This is a genomic window from Actinoplanes sp. CA-142083, assembly GCF_050942195.1.
Lineage (GTDB): Bacteria > Actinomycetota > Actinomycetes > Mycobacteriales > Micromonosporaceae > Actinoplanes.
In genome coordinates this window covers 1222768-1239503 of record NZ_CP192076.1, presented here as the reverse complement: position 1 = coordinate 1239503, position 16736 = coordinate 1222768, and the positions used below count along the sequence as shown (strand labels likewise).

The following is a 16736-nucleotide window of genomic DNA, read 5'->3' as shown; positions in this document are numbered from 1 at the left end:
CTTCTGGTTGCCGGGGCGGCCCCGAAAGTGGCATCAGCCGCCCCTGGCGCTCTGAAAGTTTTCATGCATAAGCTGCTCGGGTGAATGGAGACGCGGCCAGGACCGTTCTCGACCTCTTCCACGGTGCGCGGCTGACGCCCACGCAGCGGCGCATCGCGCACAGTCTGGTCGAGCACGCGGCGAAGGCTGCCTACCTCTCGGCGGCCGAGGTGGCCGACCTCGCGGGGGTGAGCCAGCCGTCCGTCACCCGGTTCGCGATGGCGCTGGGCTACGAGGGCTATCCGGCGCTGCGCCGCCGGCTGCGCGAGCTCACCGGCGACGCGCCGGAGGCCGCGGCCGAGGGCAACGCGATGCAGCTCGCGGTGCGCGCCGAGACCGAGCATCTGTCCCGGCTGCACGACCAGCTGGCCCGCCTCGACGACGTGGAGCGGGCCGCCCAGCTGCTGATCAACAGCCGGCCGCTGCCGGTGCTGGGGCTGCGGGCGGCGGCGCCCCTGGCCGGATATTTCGGCTATTTCGCGGCCAAGGTCCACCCGGATGTCCGGGTGCTCGACTCCGGCGGCACGCCGCTGCTCGACCGGATCGACCAGGCGCGTGCGGCGGGCGCCGACGCCCTGCTCGCGGTGGTGCTCCCCCGCTATCCGCGGGAGTCGCTCGAGGCGATCGCGGAGGCCAAGCGCGCGGGGTACGCGGTGGTCGCGATCACCGATTCGGCGGTGAGCCCGGTCGCCGACCGGGCCGACGTGGTGCTGCCCGCCGCGGTCGGCACGCAGCTCGTCTTCGACCTGCACACCGGCCCGATGGCGATGGCCATGGTGCTGCTGCAGGCGATGTGCGACGCGGCGCCCGAGCCGGTGCAGCGCCGGCTGGAGGAGTTCGAAGCTACGGCCGCCCGGCGGCACATTTTCATGGCATAGGGAGGCGACGACGATGTCCGAGATCCGGGCCGCGCGCGGCACGACGTACACATCACTGGGTTGGCCGCAGGAAGCCGCCAAGCGGATGTTGATGAACAACCTCGACCCCGACGTGGCCGAAAGGCCGCAAGATCTTGTCGTGTACGGGGGGACCGGCCGGGCGGCACGCGACTGGCCCTCCTTCCACGCGATCGTGCGCGAGCTGGACACGCTCAAGAACGACGAGACGCTGCTGGTGCAGTCGGGCAAACCGGTCGGCGTGTTCCGCACCCACGAGTGGGCGCCGCGCGTGCTGATCGCGAACTCGAACCTGGTGGGCGATTGGGCGACCTGGCCCGAGTTCCGCCGGCTCGAGAAGCTGGGCCTGACCATGTACGGGCAGATGACGGCCGGCTCGTGGATCTACATCGGCACCCAGGGGATCCTGCAGGGGACGTACGAGACGTTTGCCGCGGTGGCCGCGAAGCGCTTCGGCGGCACCCTGGCCGGCACGCTCACGCTGACCGCGGGTTGTGGCGGCATGGGTGGCGCGCAGCCGCTCGCGGTGACCATGAACGGCGGCGTCTGCCTGGTCGTCGACGTCGACCGCACCCGCCTGCAGCGCCGGGTCGACACCCGCTATCTCGACGTCATCGCCGACACCCTCGATGACGCCATCAATCAGGCGATGACCGCCAAAGCCGAGAGGCGACCGCTGTCGATCGGCGTCGTCGGCAACGCCGCCGTGATCTTCCCCGAGCTCAAGCTCAAGGACGTGGAGATCGACATCGTCACCGACCAGACGAGCGCCCACGACCCGCTGAGCTACGTCCCGATCGGCGTCGAGCTCGAGGACGCCGCCGAGTTCGCGCGCACCAAGCCGGAGGAGTTCACCGACAGGGCGCGGGCCTCCATGGCACGGCACGTGGCCGCGATGGTGGCGTTCATGGACGACGGCGCGGAGGTCTTCGACTACGGCAACTCGATCCGCGGCGAGGCCAAGCTCGGCGGCTTCGAGCGCGCCTTCGACTTCCCCGGCTTCGTCCCGGCCTACATCCGGCCGCTGTTCGCCGAGGGCAAGGGCCCGTTCCGCTGGGCCGCGCTCTCCGGCGACCCCAAGGACATCGCCGCGACCGACAAAGCCGTCCTCGATTTGTTCCCCGAGAACGAGGCCCTCGCCCGCTGGATCAAGATGGCCGGCGAGCGGGTCGCCTTCCAAGGGCTGCCCGCCCGCATCTGCTGGCTCGGCTACGGCGAGCGCGACAAGGCCGGCGTCCGCTTCAACGACATGGTCGGCCGCGGCGAGATCAGCGCGCCCATCGTGATCGGCCGCGACCACCTCGACGCGGGCTCGGTGGCCTCGCCGTACCGGGAGACCGAGTCGATGCTCGACGGCTCCGACGCGATCGCCGACTGGCCGTTGCTCAACGCGCTGGTCAACACGGCGAGCGGCGCCTCCTGGGTGTCGATCCACCACGGCGGCGGCGTCGGCATCGGCCGCTCGATCCACGCGGGCCAGGTCTGCGTCGCCGACGGCACGCCGCTGGCGGGCGAGAAGATCGAGCGGGTCCTCACCAACGATCCCGGCATGGGCGTGATCCGGCACGTGGATGCCGGGTACCAGTCCGCGGCGGCGGCCGGCGTGCACATCCCGATGAAGCGATGAGCGAGAAGGTCTTCTCGGCCCTGTGGGCCGAAATCGAGTCCATCGGCCGGGTGTCGAGCGGCGGCTACATGCGGTACGCCCTGGACACCCCCGAGCTCGTGCTGCGTGACTGGTTCCGCAATCAGGCGGACCGGCGGGACATGCCGGTCACCGACGACGGCAACGGCAACCTGTTCGCCTGGTGGGGCGAGTCCTGGGGCCGCGGCGCCGTGCTGACCGGATCGCATTTCGACTCGGTTCCGCACGGCGGCGGCTTCGACGGCCCGCTCGGCATCGTCAGCGCGTTCCTCGCCGTCGACCAGTTGCGGGCGGCCGGGCACAAGCCATCGACGCCCCTCGCTGTGGTCGCTTTCGTCGAGGAGGAGGGCGGCCGATTCGGGCTGCCCTGCCTCGGCTCGCGGCTGCTGACCGGCGCCATCGACCCGGCCAAAGCGGCCGCACTCACCGACCGTGACGGGGTCACGTTCGGGGAGGCACTCGGAGCGACGCCGGCCGGTCCGCTGCCGGGGCTCACCAACCGGATCGGCGCGCTGGTCGAGCTTCACATAGAGCAAGGACGGCAACTCGAGGTGCCGGTGGGGGTGGCCAGCGCGATCTGGCCGCACGGCCGCTGGCGGTTCGACTTCACCGGGCACGGCGACCACGCGGGCACGACCCGGATGGCCGACCGGCGCGACCCGATGCTGACGTTCGCGTACACGGTGCTCGCGGCGAACAAGGAAGCCCGGCTGAACGGGGCGCACGCGACGATGGCCCGGGTCGAGGTCGAGCCGAACGCCACCAACGCGATCCCCTCGGTGGTGCGGGGCTGGCTGGACGCGCGGGCCGCGGACACCGGCACGATGGACGCGGTGGTCGAGGCGGTGGTGAAGCGGGCGACCGAGCGGGCCGGCCGGGACGGCACCGAGGTGGCGGTGACGGCCGAGTCGCTGAGCGCGGAGGTCACCTTCGACACCGCGCTGGCGTCGCGCCTGTCGGCGATGCTGGGCGACGCGCCGATCCTGCCGACCGGCGCGGGCCACGACGCGGGCGTGCTGTCGGCGCAGGTGCCGACGGCGATGCTGTTCGTGCGCAACCCGACCGGGATCTCACATTCGCCGGCCGAGCACGCCGACCACGCGGACTGCGCGGCCGGTGTGGACGCCCTGGCCACGGTCCTGCGAGAGCTGACATGACGGCCTACCAAGCGGAGTACGCCTGGGTCGGCGGCGCGGTGGCCCGCGACGTTCGCATCGAGGTTGAGCGCGGGATTTTCACCGCCGTGAGCCGTGGCGAATCGGAAGCGGATATCCGGCTCCCCGGGCTGGTGCTGCCGGGGATGGCCAATGCGCACTCGCACGCCTTCCACCGGGCGCTTCGTGGGCGTACGCACGGCGAGCGCGGCACCTTCTGGACCTGGCGGAACCAGATGTACGCCGCCGCCGAGCGCCTCGACCCCGACAGCTACCGTGACCTGGCCCGAGCCGTCTTCGCCGAGATGGCCATGGCCGGGTACACCGCCGTCGGCGAGTTCCACTACCTGCACCACGGCCCGGACGGCCGCCCCTACGCGGACCCCAACGCCATGGGCCACGCGCTGATCGAGGCCGCCGCCGAGGCCGGCATCCGGATCACCCTGCTCGACACCCTCTACCTCCAGTCCAGTGTGGATGGCAAGCCGCTCGAGGGTGTGCAGCGCCGCTTCGGCGACGGCGACCTCGACCGGTATTCGGAGCGCGTCGCCCTGCTGCGCCCCCAGCGGCACGCGCGGATCGGCGCGGCACTGCACTCGGTGCGGGCCGTGCCGGCCGAGTCGATGGCCGCGTTCGCCGAGCGCCACGGAGAGATCGCGCATGTCCACCTCTCCGAGCAGCGCGCCGAGAACGAGCAGTGCCGCGCGGTGCACGGCCGCACCCCGGCCGAGCTCCTCGACGACTCCGGTTTCTGGCACGGCGGCAGCACCGCGGTCCACGCCACTCACCTGTCGGAGCAGGACATCCGAATCCTCGGCGGCAAGAGCAGCTCCGTCTGCTTCTGCCCCACCACCGAACGCGACCTCGCCGACGGCATCGGCCCGGCGCGACGGCTCGCCGACGCCGGCGCCCGCCTCTGCCTCGGCAGCGACAGCCATGCCGTGATCGACCCCTTCGAGGAGGCCCGCGGTTTGGAGATGAACGAGCGGCTCGCCACCGAGCAACGCGGCCATTTCTCCCCCGCCGAGCTGGTGGCGGCCTCGGCCGGGCACGCGTCGATCGGCTGGGACGACGCCGGCGAGATCGCCGTCGGCAAGCGGGCCGACCTGGTCTGCGTACGCCTCGATTCGGTACGCACGGCGGGCAGCGACCCGGAAGGCGCCATCCTCGCGGCCACCGCCGCCGACGTCTCCGACGTGATCGTGGACGGCCGCCACATCGTCGCCGACGGTCGGCACACCACCATCGACGTTCGCCGCGCGCTCGCCGAGGCCATCCCCCGGGGGCAGAGACGATGAGCCTCCTGATCGACAACATCGGCGAGCTGCTCACCAACGACGGACCGCCGCTCACCGATGCCGCCGTGGTCGTCGACGGCGACCGGATCGCCTGGATCGGCCCGGCCGCGCAGGCCCCGGCGGCCGACCGGCGGGTGGGCGTCGACGGCGCGGCGGTGCTGCCCGGCTTCGTCGACAGCCACGCCCACCTGGTGTTCGCCGGCGACCGGGCGCCCGAGTTCGCGGCCCGGATGGCCGGCGAGCCGTACACCGGCGGCGGCATCCGCACCACCGTGGAGGCCACCCGCGCGGCGACCGACGACGAGCTGCGCGCCAAGGCGAAGAAACTGGTCGTCGAAGCCCGGCGGCAGGGCACCACCACCATCGAGATCAAGAGCGGGTACGGGCTGAGCGTCGACGACGAGGCCCGGTCGCTGCGGATCGCCCGGGAGCTGACCGAGGAGACGACCTTCCTCGGCGCGCACGTGGTGCCGGCCGGGGTCGACCCGGACGCCTACGTCGACCTGGTGCGCGGACCGATGTTGGCCGCTTGTGCCCCGTACGCGAAATGGGTTGATGTTTTCATAGAGCGTGGCGCGTTCGACGGTGAGCAGGCCCGGGAGATCCTCGTCGCCGGCGCCAAGCGGGGGCTGGGGCTGCGCGTGCACGCCAACCAGCTCACCGAGGGGCCGGGTGTGCGGCTCGCGGTGGAGCTCGGGGCCGCGAGCGCCGACCACTGCACGCACCTGAGCGATTCCGATGTGGACGCTCTGGCCGGCTCGGAGACCGTCGCGACGCTGTTGCCGGGCGCCGAGTTCTCGACGCGGTCGCCCTACCCGGACGCGCGGCGGCTGCTCGACGCCGGTGTGACCGTCGCGCTGGCCACCGACTGCAACCCGGGTTCGTCGTACACGTCGTCGATGGCGTTCTGCATCGCTCTCGCCGTACGCGAAATGAGAATGACCCCCGCCGAGGCCGTGCATGCCGCCACGGCGGGCGGAGCACGCGCGCTGCGCCGCGACGACGTCGGGGTGCTGCGTGCCGGGGCGCGAGCCGACCTGATCGTCCTGGACGCGCCCTCTCACCTGCACCTGGCCTACCGGCCGGGAGTCCCCCTGGTCAAAACTGTTCTGCACGACGGAGTGCTTCAATGATCGTTACCGTTCAACCTTCCGGCGTCACCCCCGCCGAGGTCGTCACGGTCGCCCGCGGCGACGCCCGGGTCGAGCTCGCCCCCGCCACCATCGAGGCGATGGCCACCAGCCGGGCCATCGTCGACCGCATCGAGGAGTCCGGCCGCCCGGTCTACGGCGTCACCACCGGATTCGGCGCGCTCGCCGGCACGTTCGTCGCGCCGGCCCGGCGGGCCGAGCTGCAGCACGCGCTGATCCGCTCGCACGCGGCCGGGGTCGGCGCGCCGATGCCGCGCGAGGTCGTGCGGGCCATGATGCTGCTGCGCCTGCGCTCGCTGGCGCTCGGCCACTCGGGCGTGCGACCGGCGCTCGCGCAGGGGCTGGCCGACCTGCTCAACCACGACATCACGCCGTGGGTGCCGGAGCACGGCTCGCTCGGCGCCTCCGGGGATCTCGCGCCGCTCGCGCATTGCGCGCTGGTGCTGCTCGGCGAGGGCTGGGTGGTCGGCAAGGACGGCGAGCGGGTGGCCGCGGCCGAGGCGCTGCGGAGCGCCGGGCTGGCCCCGCTCGACCTGGCCGCCAAGGAGGGCCTCGCGCTGATCAACGGCACCGACGGCATGCTCGGCATGCTGCTGCTCGCGATCGAGGACGCCCGGCACCTGTTCGCGATGGCCGACGTCACCGCGGCGCTGGCCATCGAGGCGATGCTCGGCTCGGAGCGGCCGTTCCTGCCGGAGCTGCACGCGATCCGGCCGCACCCGGGCCAGGCCGCCTCGGCCGCGAACATCTACCAGCTGCTGCAGAACTCGGCGGTGATGGACTCGCACCGCGACGATCTAGCGCACGCGGTGCAGGACGCGTATTCGATGCGCTGCGCCCCGCAGGTGGCCGGCGCGGCCCGGGACACCCTCGCGTTCGTCGCGACCACGGCCGGGCGGGAGCTCGTCTCGGTCGTGGACAACCCGGTCGTGCTGCCGGACGGGCGGGTCGAGTCGACCGGCAACTTCCACGGCGAGCCGCTCGCCTTCGCCGCCGACTTCCTGGCCATCGCGGCCGCCGAGGTCGGCTCGATCGCCGAGCGCCGGGTCGACCGGCTGCTCGACGTCACCCGCTCGCGGGACCTGCCGCCGTTCCTGTCGCCCGACGCCGGCGTCAACTCGGGCCTGATGATCGCCCAGTACACGGCGGCCGGGATCGTCGCCGAGAACCGGCGGCTGGCCGTGCCCGCGTCGGCCGACTCGCTGCCGACCAGCGGCATGCAGGAGGACCACGTCTCGATGGGCTGGGCCGCCACCAAGAAGCTGCGCACGGTGCTGGACAACCTGACCAGCCTGCTCGCGGTCGAGCTGCTCAGCGCCGTGCGCGGGCTTCAGCTGCGCGCGCCGCTCGAGCCGTCGCCGGCCGGGCGGCTCGCGATCGCGGCGGTCGCGCCGTTCGCCGGGCAGCCGGGGCCGGACATCTTCCTCGCGCCGGTCCTCGAGCAGGCCCGCGCGGTCGTCGCCGGGCGCGAGCTGCGCGGCGCGATCGAGGCAGAAATCGGGTCGCTCTTGTAGTTAACTACCCACCGTGGACGACAGAGCCATAGTGATCGGGGCCGGTGTCGCCGGGCTCGCCGCCGCCCGCGTGCTCAGCCGCCGGTACGCGAGCGTCACCGTGCTCGACCGGGACACGTTGCCGTACGGGCCCGTGCCCCGGCGCGGTGTGCCGCAGAGCGAACACCCGCACATCCTGCTCGTCGCGGGGGTGCGGGAGTTCTCGATGCTCTTCCCGGCCTTCGAGCGGGAGCTGGTGTCGCTGGGCGGCACAGTCCTCGACACGGGCGCGGACATCTGCTCGTACCGTCTCGGCGGCCGCTGGCCCGCGACGCCGACCGGCCTGACGCTGATCTCGGTGAGCCGCCCGCAGCTGGAGGCGGTGCTGCGGGCCCGGGTGACGGCCCTGCCCGGGGTGGCGGTCCACGACCAGGTCGCGGTGGCCGGGCTGGCCGGGCGGGGCGACCTGGTCACCGGCGTGGTGCTCGACAGCGGCGAGACCCTCGCCGCGTCGCTGGTGGTGGACTGCTCGGGGCGCGGATCGCGGTCGGACCGGTGGCTGGGCTCGCTCGGGCTGCCGCCGCCGGAGCAGGTCGAGGTCAAGGTCGGGGTCAGCTACTCGACCCGCCTCTACCGCCGCCGGCCGGGAGACCTCGGGCCGTGGCAGGCCGCGGTCTCGTTGCCGGCCGGGCCCTACGAGTGGATGTCCGCGGTGGCCATGCCGATCGAGGGCGACCGGTGGATGATCGGGCTGGGCGGGTGGCATCTGGCCGATCCGCCCGCTTCGGCGGAGGCCTTCGAGGCGTACGCCAAGCAGCTGCCCGATCCGCTGTTCGCCGACCTGATCTCGCGGTCCGAGCCGTTGAGCGACGTGCTGGTGGCCCGCTTCCCGTCCAGCCGGCGGCGGCTGTTCGAGCAGGCTGCGCAACTGCCGGGCGGGTACGTCGCGCTCGGCGACGCGGTGTGCAGCTTCAACCCGATCTACGGGCAGGGCATGACGTGCGCGGCGCGGCAGGCGACGGCGCTCGGGGACGTGCTCGACCGGCACAAGCGGGTGCCGGACCCGGCGATGGTGCGGGAGTACTACGCCGCCGTCGCGAAGATCAACGAGACGCCGTGGCGCTTCGCGGTGGGCGGGGACTTCGCGTTCCCGGGGACCACCGGGCCGCGCCCGCGGGGTATCGCCTTGCGGAACTGGTACGCGCGACAGGTCACGTACGCGTCGCAATTGGACCCCGACGTGTATCGCGTCGCCACGGGGGTGCAACACCTGGTCACGCCGCCCTCGGAGCTCTTCCGGCCGGGCTTCGCGGCGAAGGTGATCCGGCTCGCGAGAAAACGCCATGACCGCTGAGGAGAGGTGGCTGCCCGTCTGGGACGGGCTGTTCGAGCCGGCCTCCCCCACGCGGTACGTCGTGTCGATGTTCGCCTACCCGTCGGGCGACCTGCACATGGGTCACGCGGAGGCGTACGCGATCGGCGACGCCATTGCCCGCTACTGGCGGCTGCGCGGGCATCAGGTGCTGCATCCGGTCGGCTGGGATTCGTTCGGGCTGCCGGCCGAGAACGCGGCCATCAAGCGGGGGCTGCACCCGGCCACGTGGACTTACGACAACATCGAGACGCAGGCGGCGTCGTTCCGGCGATACGCGGTCTCGGCCGACTGGCGCACCCGGCTGCACACCAGCGATCCGTCGTACTACCGCTGGACGCAGTGGCTGTTCCTGCGATTCTTCGAGCGCGGGCTGGCCTATCGGGCGCGGGCGGCGGTCAACTGGTGCCCGGCCGATCGCACCGTGCTGGCCAACGAGCAGGTCATCGACGGCCGGTGCGAGCGGTGCGGCAGCGTCGCGACCTCCCGGTCACTGACCCAATGGTTCTTCAAGATCACATCGTACGCGGACCGCCTGCTGAACGACATGGACCAGCTCGCCGGCACCTGGCCGCCGCACATCCTGACCATGCAGCGCAACTGGATCGGCGGCCTGCACGACTGGCTGATCTCCCGCCAGCGGTACTGGGGATGTCCGATCCCGATCGTGCACTGCGCCTCCTGCGGCCCGGTGCCGGTGCCCGACGATCAGCTGCCGGTTTCGCTGCCGCCCGACGCCGCGCCGCTGTCCTCCGCGACGGCGTGGTTGCCGGTCGACTGCCCGTCGTGCGGCGGTCCTGCCACCCGCGACTCCGACACGATGGACACGTTCGTCGACTCGTCGTGGTACTTCCTGCGCTACCCCAACGTGTCCTATGCGGACGGTCCCTTCGATCCCGCGCTGGCCCGCCCGGTGGACCACTACGTGGGCGGCAGCGAACACGCGGTGTCCCACCTGCTGTACGCCCGCTTCTTCACCAAGGCCCTGCACGACATGGGTCTGGTGGATTTCGTCGAGCCGTTCCGGGCCTTGACGACGCAGGGTCACGTGCTGCTGGACGGCGCCGCCATGAGCAAGTCCAAGGGCAACCTGGTCACCTTGGGCGAGCAGATGGACGCACACGGCGTGGACGCGGTCCGCGTGGCGATACTCTTCGCCGGCCCGCCCTCGGCCAACATCGACTGGTCCGACGTCTCCCCACGCGGCGCGAACCGCTTCCTGTCGCGGGCCCTGTCGCTGACCGCCCGCATCACCGACGCCCCAGCGCCCGACCACAGCCCGGCAGGCGACAGCTCAGCGCCGCGCGCAAGCTCAGCGGCCGGCGCAAGCCCAGCGGCCCGCCACAGCCCGGCAGCCGGCGACAGCTCGCTGCGGGAGGCCTCGCGCCGCCTGCTCAGCGAGATCACCAGGGCGGTCGAGGCCTGCCGGCTGAACGTCGCGCTGGCCCGCACCATGGAGCTGGTCAACGCCGCCCGCGCCGCGCCACCCGACGACCCGGCCCTGCGCGAAACCGTCGAGGCGACCGCGATCGTGCTGTCGGTCTTCGCCCCATACACCGCCGAGGAGATGTGGCATCGCCTCGGCCACCCACCCAGCGTGGCCCTCGCCCGCTGGCCGGCCTGACCCGCCCAGCTCGGCGCCCGCCGGCATGATCGGCCCGCGCCCAACTCAGCGCCCGCCGGTCCGACCAGCCCGCCCCCGCTTCAGCTCGGCGCCCGCCGGCCCGATCAGCGGGGCAGTTCCTTGGCGATCACCTTGGCCAGCTCGCGGAAAGCCTTGCCCCGGTGGCTGATCGCGTCCTTCTCCGCCGGGCTCAGCTCGGCGTTGGTGCGGGTCTGACCGTCGCCCAGGAAGATCGGGTCGTAGCCGAACCCGCCCTCGCCACGCCGCGCCCGCAGGATGCGCCCGCGCTGCTTGCCCTCGACGAGGTGCTCACGGCCGTTCGGCAGGACCAGGGCCGCCGCGCACACGAACGCACCACCCCGGTGTTCCTCCGACACGTCGGAGATCTGCGCCAGCACCAGGTCGAGGTTGGCCGCGTCGTCGCCGTGCTTGCCGGACCAGCGGGCGCTGAACACGCCGGGCATCCCGTTGAGCGCGTCGATCGCGATGCCCGAGTCGTCGGCCACCGTGGGCAGGCCGGTGCGCTTCGCGCCCTCGCGGGCCTTGATCAGCGCGTTTTCCCCGAAGGTCAGGCCGGTCTCGGGAACGTCCGGATAGCCCTCGAAGTCGGCCAGCCCGACCAGCGCGATCCGCTCGGCGCCGAGCGCCAGGTCGAGGATGCGCTGAAGCTCGACCAGCTTTTTCTTGTTCGCCGTGGCGAGCAGCAACTTCGCGCTCATGAGGACAACGCCTTCTGCTGGGCGGCCGCGAGATCGGCGCAGCCGGCAACGGCCAGGTCGAGCAGGAGGTCCATCTGGTCGCGGCGGAAAACGCCGTTCTCCCCCGTGCCCTGCACCTCGACGAAATCGCCGTCACCGGTGCATACCACGTTCATGTCGACCTCGGCGGCTACGTCCTCGAGATACATCAGGTCGAGGCGGGGCTCGCCGTCGATGATGCCGACGCTGACCGCCTGGATCGAGCGGTGCATCACCTTGTCGACCTTGCCCGCCAGTGACTTGCGGTCGGCCAGCCAGGTGACCGCGTCCGTCAGCGCCACATAGGCCCCCGTGATGGCGGCCGTGCGGGTGCCGCCGTCGGCCTGCAGCACGTCGCAGTCGAGAACTATCGAATTCTCACCCAGCGCCTTCAGGTCGATGCAGGCCCGCAGGCTGCGCCCGATCAGGCGGGAGATCTCCTGCGTACGCCCGCCGACCTTGCCCTTGACGCTTTCCCGGTCGCCGCGGGTGTTGGTGGCGCGGGGAAGCATCGCGTACTCCGCTGTCACCCAGCCCAGGCCGGAGCCCTTGCGCCAGCGCGGGACGCCCTCGGTGACGCTGGCGGTGCAGAGCACCCGGGTGTCGCCGAACTCGACGAGCACCGAGCCCTCGGGGTGGATGCTCCACTTCCGCGTGAGGGTCACGGGTCGTAGCTGATCGGCCGCTCGGCCGTCGGGTCGCGCCATGCCCCAAACCTTATTGGTTCGGCGCCGAACCCGCTCAGCCCGCCCCGCCGCCTGTGGACAACCCGTCCGGCACGGCGGGCCGGAGCACCGCCTGCGGTCGTTGCCGCGTGATCGTCACAGCGGCCGCGACGGGGACGGCACCGTGTGCCTGGAGAAACCCGTCCACCGCCTGCTGCCACCCGAAACGCTCCGCGCGCTCGCGGGCCGCCAGTCGCCGTTCCGGCTCGGGGCGGGCCATGAGCTCCTGCACCCCGTCGGCGAAGGCCTCCGGCGTCCCGGGGACGGCCACACCCGCGTCGCCCACCACCTCGGGCAGCGCGCTGCTCTCGTTGACCACCACGGGCGTCCCGCAGGCCAGGGCCTCCAACGCGGCCAGCCCGAATGTCTCCACCGGGCCCGGCGCCACCACCACATCGGCGCTGGCCAGCAGCGCGGCGACCGCGGAGCGGTCGGCGATGTGGCCGGCGAACCGCACCGGAAGCCGCGCCGCGCGATAGGCCAACGACGTACGCCTTGTGCCGTCGCCCGCCAGCACCAGCACCGCCGGCACCTTGGCGTTGCGCAGGGCCGCGACCGCGTCGACCGCGAGCTCGGGCCGCTTGGCCGCCGACAGCCGGCTGCAGAACACGACGAGCATCTCGTCGGGGCGGGCGTACCGCGCCCGCACGGCCGCGTCGGCGCGCCGCGGGTGGAACTCCTCGAGGTCGACCCCGAGCGGGACCTCGACCAGGTTGGGCACGCCCAGGCGGCGGAACTCGGCGGCCGCGAACGCCGTGGTGCAGACGATCGTGTCGAAGTTCTGCGCGGTCTTGAGGTTGAGCCGGTCGGCCAGCGAGTCGCGTTTCGGCATGCCCCAGACGCCGAGCAGGCCGGCCAGGCTCTCGTGGGAGACCATCATCGACCCGACGCCGCGCTGCCGCGCCCACGTGCCCGTCCAGCGCAGGGTGGCCCGGTCGGAGACCTCGATGCGGTCGGGCTCGAGCTCGTCGAGCAGCCGGGTCAGCTCGCGCCGGCCGGCCATCACCCGATAGCCGCCGGTGCGGGGCAGCGGGGAGCTGGGCAGCGTGATGACGCGGCCCTGGGAGGTGGTCGTGTCGGAGCGCTCGCGACCGGGAACGATCAGCACGGCCTCGTGGCCCGCGCGCTGGTATCCCTCGCCGAGTTGGCGTAGTGCCGTCCGTAGGCCGCCGGAATGAGTCGTCACGAAGTTGGCCAGGCGAACGATGCGCATGCAGCAACTCCAAGATCACGATCCGGTGGTGCAACGGTGCAGTCTGGCCCCAAGCCCCCCGGTCCGGGCCTAGAGATCGTACCGGGCGCCCGGGCGAACCACCTCAACCGGTCCCGCATAGGCGGCAGAGGCCGCATCCACAATAGATGCCTCAGAGAACCACGCAGGTATCAAATGGGTCAGCAATAACCGGCCGACGTCGGCCTTGGTGGCGGCCTCTCCCGCCTCGCCGCCGGTCAGGTGCAGGCCGGGCGGGTTCTCCACGCCGTCGAGGTAACTGGCCTCACAGAGGAAGATGTCGGCGCCGGCGGCCAGGCGCAGCAGGGCCTCGCACGGAGCGGTGTCGGCCGAGTACGCGATGACGTGGCCGCCGTGCTCGATCCGTACGCCATAGGTCTCGATCGGATGGTTGACCCGGTCCACGGTGATCGTGAACGGCCCGATCGGAAACGTGCCCGGCTGCAGGCCGTAGAAGGTGTAGACGTCGTCGACCTGCTCGTTGTCCGAGCTGTACGCCGCCGAGATGCGCTCGGCCGCACCCAGCGGCGCGTAGACGGGAACGGGCGGCCGGGCCCCGGCCGGGTCGTAGCGGCGAACGATCACATACAGGCAGGCGTCGAGCATGTGGTCGCTGTGCAGATGGGTCAGGATGATCGCGTCGATCGCGTTCATGTCGGCGGTGTACCGCTGCAGAGCGGACAGAGAGCCGGAACCGAAATCGATCAGCAGACGGAAGCCATCGGCCTCGACAAGATAGGCGGAGCACGCCGACTCGGGGCCGGGAAAACTGCCGGCACAGCCGAGAACGGTCAGTCGCATGCGGGTCCCTTTGGCTCACGCTGGGTCGTCGACGCCCCGCTGGACCGGTCCGTGGCAGAGCTGTCAGACCAGTCAATCACGGTGCGAAGCGTATCCCCGGACCTGCGCACCATGTAAACGTCTGATCGATTTGTCGCTAAATCGACAACGTACATCACACCGCCCGTGACCTCGGTCATTCACGCAATTCCCGTTACGTCCGGTGAGTCGTTTGCGTTGCACAAAGTGAGGACTTCTACGGACGGAACAGACGGAGGCAGCGTGACCACGGTCGAGAAGAGCCGCAGCACGCGGACCGAGGCGGCGGAGATCATGCCGTTCGGTGGCTGGGAGAATACCCCGGCACCCGCCGGTTTCGGTGACCGCGAGACGCTTTTCCGCTTTCCGGCGGCTGACGACCCGGCACCCTCTCCGGCACGCCTTCTGCTGATGGCGCTTTATGCCGCGGCGCTCGGACTCGCGGGCGTCGGGGTCGGGGTGCGCGCAATGGTCACGATTTTCGGCGGCACGGCGTTCTGGTACGTCCCGACGCTGTCCCTTTTCGGACTCGCAAGCGTGGCGCTGGTGGTCGGATCGTTCCTGTCGATCCACCGCCCGCTGTTGCCGTGGCTGCTTTTGACGGCAGCCACGGTCCCACTAGCGGTCGACGTGCTGATCGCGGCGCTCTATTAGGCCCACAACTGCCCTTCGAGGGCTTCTTCCGCGTCGTTGAGCGTGCCGCCGTAAGCGCCGGTCGACAGGTACTTCCAGCCGCCGTCGGCGATCACGAACGCGACGTCGGCCCGGCGGCCGTCGCGGACCGCCTCGTGTGCCACGGCGAGCGCCGCGTGCAGGATCGCGCCGCTGGAGAAGCCCGCGAAGATGCCCTCGACCTCGACCAGCTGGCGGGTGCGCAGCACGGCGTCCCGGGTACCTACCGAGAAGCGGCGGTCCAGCACGGACGAGTCGTACAGCTCGGGCACAAAGCCCTCGTCGATGTTGCGCAAGCCGTACACCAGCTCGCCGTAACGCGGCTCGGCCGCGACGATCTGGATGCCCTCGGCCTTTTCCTTGAGGAAGCGGCCGGTGCCCATCAGCGTGCCGGTGGTGCCCAGGCCCGCCACGAAATGGGTGATCGTGGGCAGGTCGTGCAGCAGCTCGGGGCCGGTGGTCTCGTAGTGGGCGCGCGCGTTCGCCGGATTGCCGTACTGGTACAGCATCTTCCAGTCGGGGTGCTCGGCGGCGATCTGCTTGGCGGTGGCGACGGCCTGGTTGGACCCGCCCGCGGCCGGCGAGAAGATGATCTCCGCGCCGTACATGCGGAGCAGCTGGACCCGCTCGGCCGAGACGTTCTCGGGCATCACGCAGACGATGCGGTAACCCCGCAGCTTGGCCACCATGGCCAGCGCGATGCCGGTGTTGCCACTGGTCGGCTCGAGGATCGTGTCGCCCGGGCGCAGGTGGCCGGACTCCTCGGCCTCGCGCACCATGAACAGCGCCGGCCGGTCCTTGATGCTGCCGGTCGGGTTGCGGTCCTCGAGCTTGGCCCACAGCCGCACCGGCGGCGCCCCCTCGGGCACCGACGGCGAGAGGCGGGGCAGGCCGACGAGCGGCGTGCCCCCACAAGCGTCCAGCAGGCTCTCGTAGCGAGCCATCGGATTAGCGCCCGAGGAGAGCGGCGGCGGCCGCGAAGCCCAGGGCGCCACCGGCGACGGCCGGGAGGATGGTGATCGAGTCGCCGTCCTTGACCTTGGCGTCGAGCGCGCCGAGGAAGCGCACGTCCTCGTCGTTGATGTAGATGTTGACGAAGCGGTGCAGGCCACCCTCGGGCGTGATCAGCCGGCCCTTGAGGCCGCTGTGCTTGGCGTCGAGATCGTCGATCAGCGCGGTGAGCGTGTCGCCGGCGCCCTCGACGACCTTCGAGCCGCCGGTGTAGCTGCGCAGGATGGTGGGAACGCGAACTTCGATAGCCATGACTGAATTGCTCCTGGGTAAGGGTCGAAACAAGGGACGGGGATCTACGCGAGTGTCGTCAGCGACACTCGTAGACCACCGACACCGGGCTCTGCCCGAACATGTACGACTGCACCGAACCCACGATCACACCTCTATGGTCGCATCCACGATGTTGATCTCTTCCTCGGTCACCACGCCGTCCACAATGCGGAACGACCGGATCTCCTCGGACTCCGGCTCGCGGGTCGAGACGAGCAGGTAGTGCGCGTCCGGCCAGCCGGCGATGTCCGCGTCGGTGCGAGACGGATACGCCTCCGTCGCCGTGTGCGAGTGGTAGATCACGACGGCTTCCTCGTCGTTGTCGTCCATCTCGCGCCAGACCTGGAGATACTCCATCGAGTCGAACTCGTAGAACGTCATCGACCGCGCCGCGTTGTCCATCGGGATGTGCCGGGTCGGCAGGTCGCTGCCGATCGGGCCCGCGACCACGCCACAGGCCTCGTCGGGGTGGTCCCGGCGGGCGTGGGCGACGATCGCGTCGACGATCGCGCTGTCGATGGTCAGCACGCCGTTCACATTACCGTGAGATTTCCGCGCGCCCGCTATGGCCGTGACCACACGAGGGCCTGTCCGAC

General features: G+C 71.4%; 15 protein-coding genes and 1 pseudogene. 9 read left to right on the top strand and 7 right to left on the bottom strand.

From position 1 onward, the window contains the following. Nucleotides 1-80: 80 nt before the first annotated feature. The 8 genes from ACQPZX_RS05920 to ACQPZX_RS05885 are packed head-to-tail and all read left to right on the top strand — an operon-like array spanning nucleotide 81 to nucleotide 10672. Nucleotides 81-917, top strand: coding sequence for a MurR/RpiR family transcriptional regulator (locus tag ACQPZX_RS05920; RefSeq protein WP_433375426.1), 837 nt, complete (start codon nucleotides 81-83; stop codon nucleotides 915-917). A 13-nt stretch (nucleotides 918-930) separates the two neighbouring features. Next, nucleotides 931-2562 (top strand): urocanate hydratase, encoded by a 1632-nt coding sequence (hutU, locus tag ACQPZX_RS05915; protein WP_433375423.1) that lies wholly within the window; start codon nucleotides 931-933, stop codon nucleotides 2560-2562. After that, a complete protein-coding gene (locus tag ACQPZX_RS05910) occupies nucleotides 2559-3737 on the top strand; it encodes an allantoate amidohydrolase (RefSeq protein WP_433375420.1) in 1179 nt (392 codons plus the stop codon). The genes hutU and ACQPZX_RS05910 overlap by 4 nt, the downstream gene beginning before the upstream one ends. After that, nucleotides 3734-5032, top strand: coding sequence for a formimidoylglutamate deiminase (locus tag ACQPZX_RS05905; protein WP_433375417.1), 1299 nt, complete (start codon nucleotides 3734-3736; stop codon nucleotides 5030-5032). Before ACQPZX_RS05910 ends, ACQPZX_RS05905 begins: the two co-directional genes overlap by 4 nt. Then, nucleotides 5029-6165 (top strand): imidazolonepropionase, encoded by a 1137-nt coding sequence (gene hutI / locus ACQPZX_RS05900; protein ID WP_433375414.1) that lies wholly within the window; start codon nucleotides 5029-5031, stop codon nucleotides 6163-6165. The genes ACQPZX_RS05905 and hutI overlap by 4 nt, the downstream gene beginning before the upstream one ends. Further along, nucleotides 6162-7697 (top strand): histidine ammonia-lyase, encoded by a 1536-nt coding sequence (gene hutH, locus ACQPZX_RS05895; protein WP_433375411.1) that lies wholly within the window; start codon nucleotides 6162-6164, stop codon nucleotides 7695-7697. The genes hutI and hutH overlap by 4 nt, the downstream gene beginning before the upstream one ends. A 13-nt stretch (nucleotides 7698-7710) precedes the next feature. Then, a complete protein-coding gene (locus ACQPZX_RS05890) occupies nucleotides 7711-9030 on the top strand; it encodes an NAD(P)/FAD-dependent oxidoreductase (protein WP_433375408.1) in 1320 nt (439 codons plus the stop codon). Continuing rightward, entirely contained in the window at nucleotides 9020-10672 is a 1653-nt protein-coding gene (locus tag ACQPZX_RS05885; protein WP_433375405.1) for a class I tRNA ligase family protein, read from the top strand. The genes ACQPZX_RS05890 and ACQPZX_RS05885 overlap by 11 nt, the downstream gene beginning before the upstream one ends. A 104-nt stretch (nucleotides 10673-10776) precedes the next feature. Here ACQPZX_RS05885 and rdgB read toward each other — a convergent pair whose 3' ends face one another. The 4 genes from rdgB to ACQPZX_RS05865 all read right to left on the bottom strand — a co-directional run bounded on the left by rdgB (nucleotide 10777) and on the right by ACQPZX_RS05865 (nucleotide 14166). After that, entirely contained in the window at nucleotides 10777-11391 is a 615-nt protein-coding gene (rdgB, locus tag ACQPZX_RS05880) for an RdgB/HAM1 family non-canonical purine NTP pyrophosphatase (protein WP_433375403.1), read from the bottom strand. Next, a complete protein-coding gene (gene rph / locus ACQPZX_RS05875; protein WP_433375401.1) occupies nucleotides 11388-12116 on the bottom strand; it encodes a ribonuclease PH in 729 nt (242 codons plus the stop codon). The genes rdgB and rph overlap by 4 nt, the downstream gene beginning before the upstream one ends. A 34-nt stretch (nucleotides 12117-12150) precedes the next feature. After that, a complete protein-coding gene (locus ACQPZX_RS05870; protein WP_433375398.1) occupies nucleotides 12151-13347 on the bottom strand; it encodes a glycosyltransferase in 1197 nt (398 codons plus the stop codon). A gap of 69 nt (nucleotides 13348-13416) precedes the next feature. Beyond that, nucleotides 13417-14166 (bottom strand): MBL fold metallo-hydrolase, encoded by a 750-nt coding sequence (locus tag ACQPZX_RS05865; protein ID WP_433375395.1) that lies wholly within the window; start codon nucleotides 14164-14166, stop codon nucleotides 13417-13419. Nucleotides 14167-14427: 261 nt separating this feature from the next. Between ACQPZX_RS05865 and ACQPZX_RS05860 the strand changes: the two genes are divergently transcribed. After that, nucleotides 14428-14838 (top strand): hypothetical protein, encoded by a 411-nt coding sequence (locus ACQPZX_RS05860; RefSeq protein ID WP_433375392.1) that lies wholly within the window; start codon nucleotides 14428-14430, stop codon nucleotides 14836-14838. Here the strand turns inward: ACQPZX_RS05860 and ACQPZX_RS05855 are convergent. The 3 genes and pseudogenes from ACQPZX_RS05855 to ACQPZX_RS05845 form a co-directional block, all read right to left on the bottom strand. Further along, entirely contained in the window at nucleotides 14835-15800 is a 966-nt protein-coding gene (locus ACQPZX_RS05855) for a PLP-dependent cysteine synthase family protein (protein WP_433375389.1), read from the bottom strand. The two genes, ACQPZX_RS05860 and ACQPZX_RS05855, sit on opposite strands and share 4 nt — an antisense overlap. 4 nt (nucleotides 15801-15804) lie before the next feature. Next, entirely contained in the window at nucleotides 15805-16119 is a 315-nt protein-coding gene (locus ACQPZX_RS05850; protein ID WP_433375386.1) for a MoaD/ThiS family protein, read from the bottom strand. Nucleotides 16120-16177: 58 nt separating this feature from the next. Continuing rightward, a pseudogene (locus tag ACQPZX_RS05845) lies at nucleotides 16178-16668 on the bottom strand (Mov34/MPN/PAD-1 family protein). Between the last annotated feature and the right edge of the window lie 68 nt (nucleotides 16669-16736).

What these genes read in the sequence shown, in the direction of transcription:
- hutU (WP_433375423.1), top strand. Translation starts at nt 931, where the DNA reads ATGTCCGAGATCCGGGCCGCGCGCGGCACGACGTACACATCACTGGGT.
- ACQPZX_RS05910 (WP_433375420.1), top strand. Translation starts at nt 2,559, where the DNA reads ATGAGCGAGAAGGTCTTCTCGGCCCTGTGGGCCGAAATCGAGTCCATC.
- ACQPZX_RS05905 (WP_433375417.1), top strand. Translation starts at nt 3,734, where the DNA reads ATGACGGCCTACCAAGCGGAGTACGCCTGGGTCGGCGGCGCGGTGGCC.
- hutI (WP_433375414.1), top strand. Translation starts at nt 5,029, where the DNA reads ATGAGCCTCCTGATCGACAACATCGGCGAGCTGCTCACCAACGACGGA.
- hutH (WP_433375411.1), top strand. Translation starts at nt 6,162, where the DNA reads ATGATCGTTACCGTTCAACCTTCCGGCGTCACCCCCGCCGAGGTCGTC.
- ACQPZX_RS05885 (WP_433375405.1), top strand. Translation starts at nt 9,020, where the DNA reads ATGACCGCTGAGGAGAGGTGGCTGCCCGTCTGGGACGGGCTGTTCGAG.
- rdgB (WP_433375403.1), bottom strand. Translation starts at nt 11,391, where the DNA reads ATGAGCGCGAAGTTGCTGCTCGCCACGGCGAACAAGAAAAAGCTGGTC.
- rph (WP_433375401.1), bottom strand. Translation starts at nt 12,116, where the DNA reads ATGGCGCGACCCGACGGCCGAGCGGCCGATCAGCTACGACCCGTGACC.
- ACQPZX_RS05870 (WP_433375398.1), bottom strand. Translation starts at nt 13,347, where the DNA reads ATGCGCATCGTTCGCCTGGCCAACTTCGTGACGACTCATTCCGGCGGC.
- ACQPZX_RS05865 (WP_433375395.1), bottom strand. Translation starts at nt 14,166, where the DNA reads ATGCGACTGACCGTTCTCGGCTGTGCCGGCAGTTTTCCCGGCCCCGAG.
- ACQPZX_RS05855 (WP_433375389.1), bottom strand. Translation starts at nt 15,800, where the DNA reads ATGGCTCGCTACGAGAGCCTGCTGGACGCTTGTGGGGGCACGCCGCTC.
- ACQPZX_RS05850 (WP_433375386.1), bottom strand. Translation starts at nt 16,119, where the DNA reads ATGGCTATCGAAGTTCGCGTTCCCACCATCCTGCGCAGCTACACCGGC.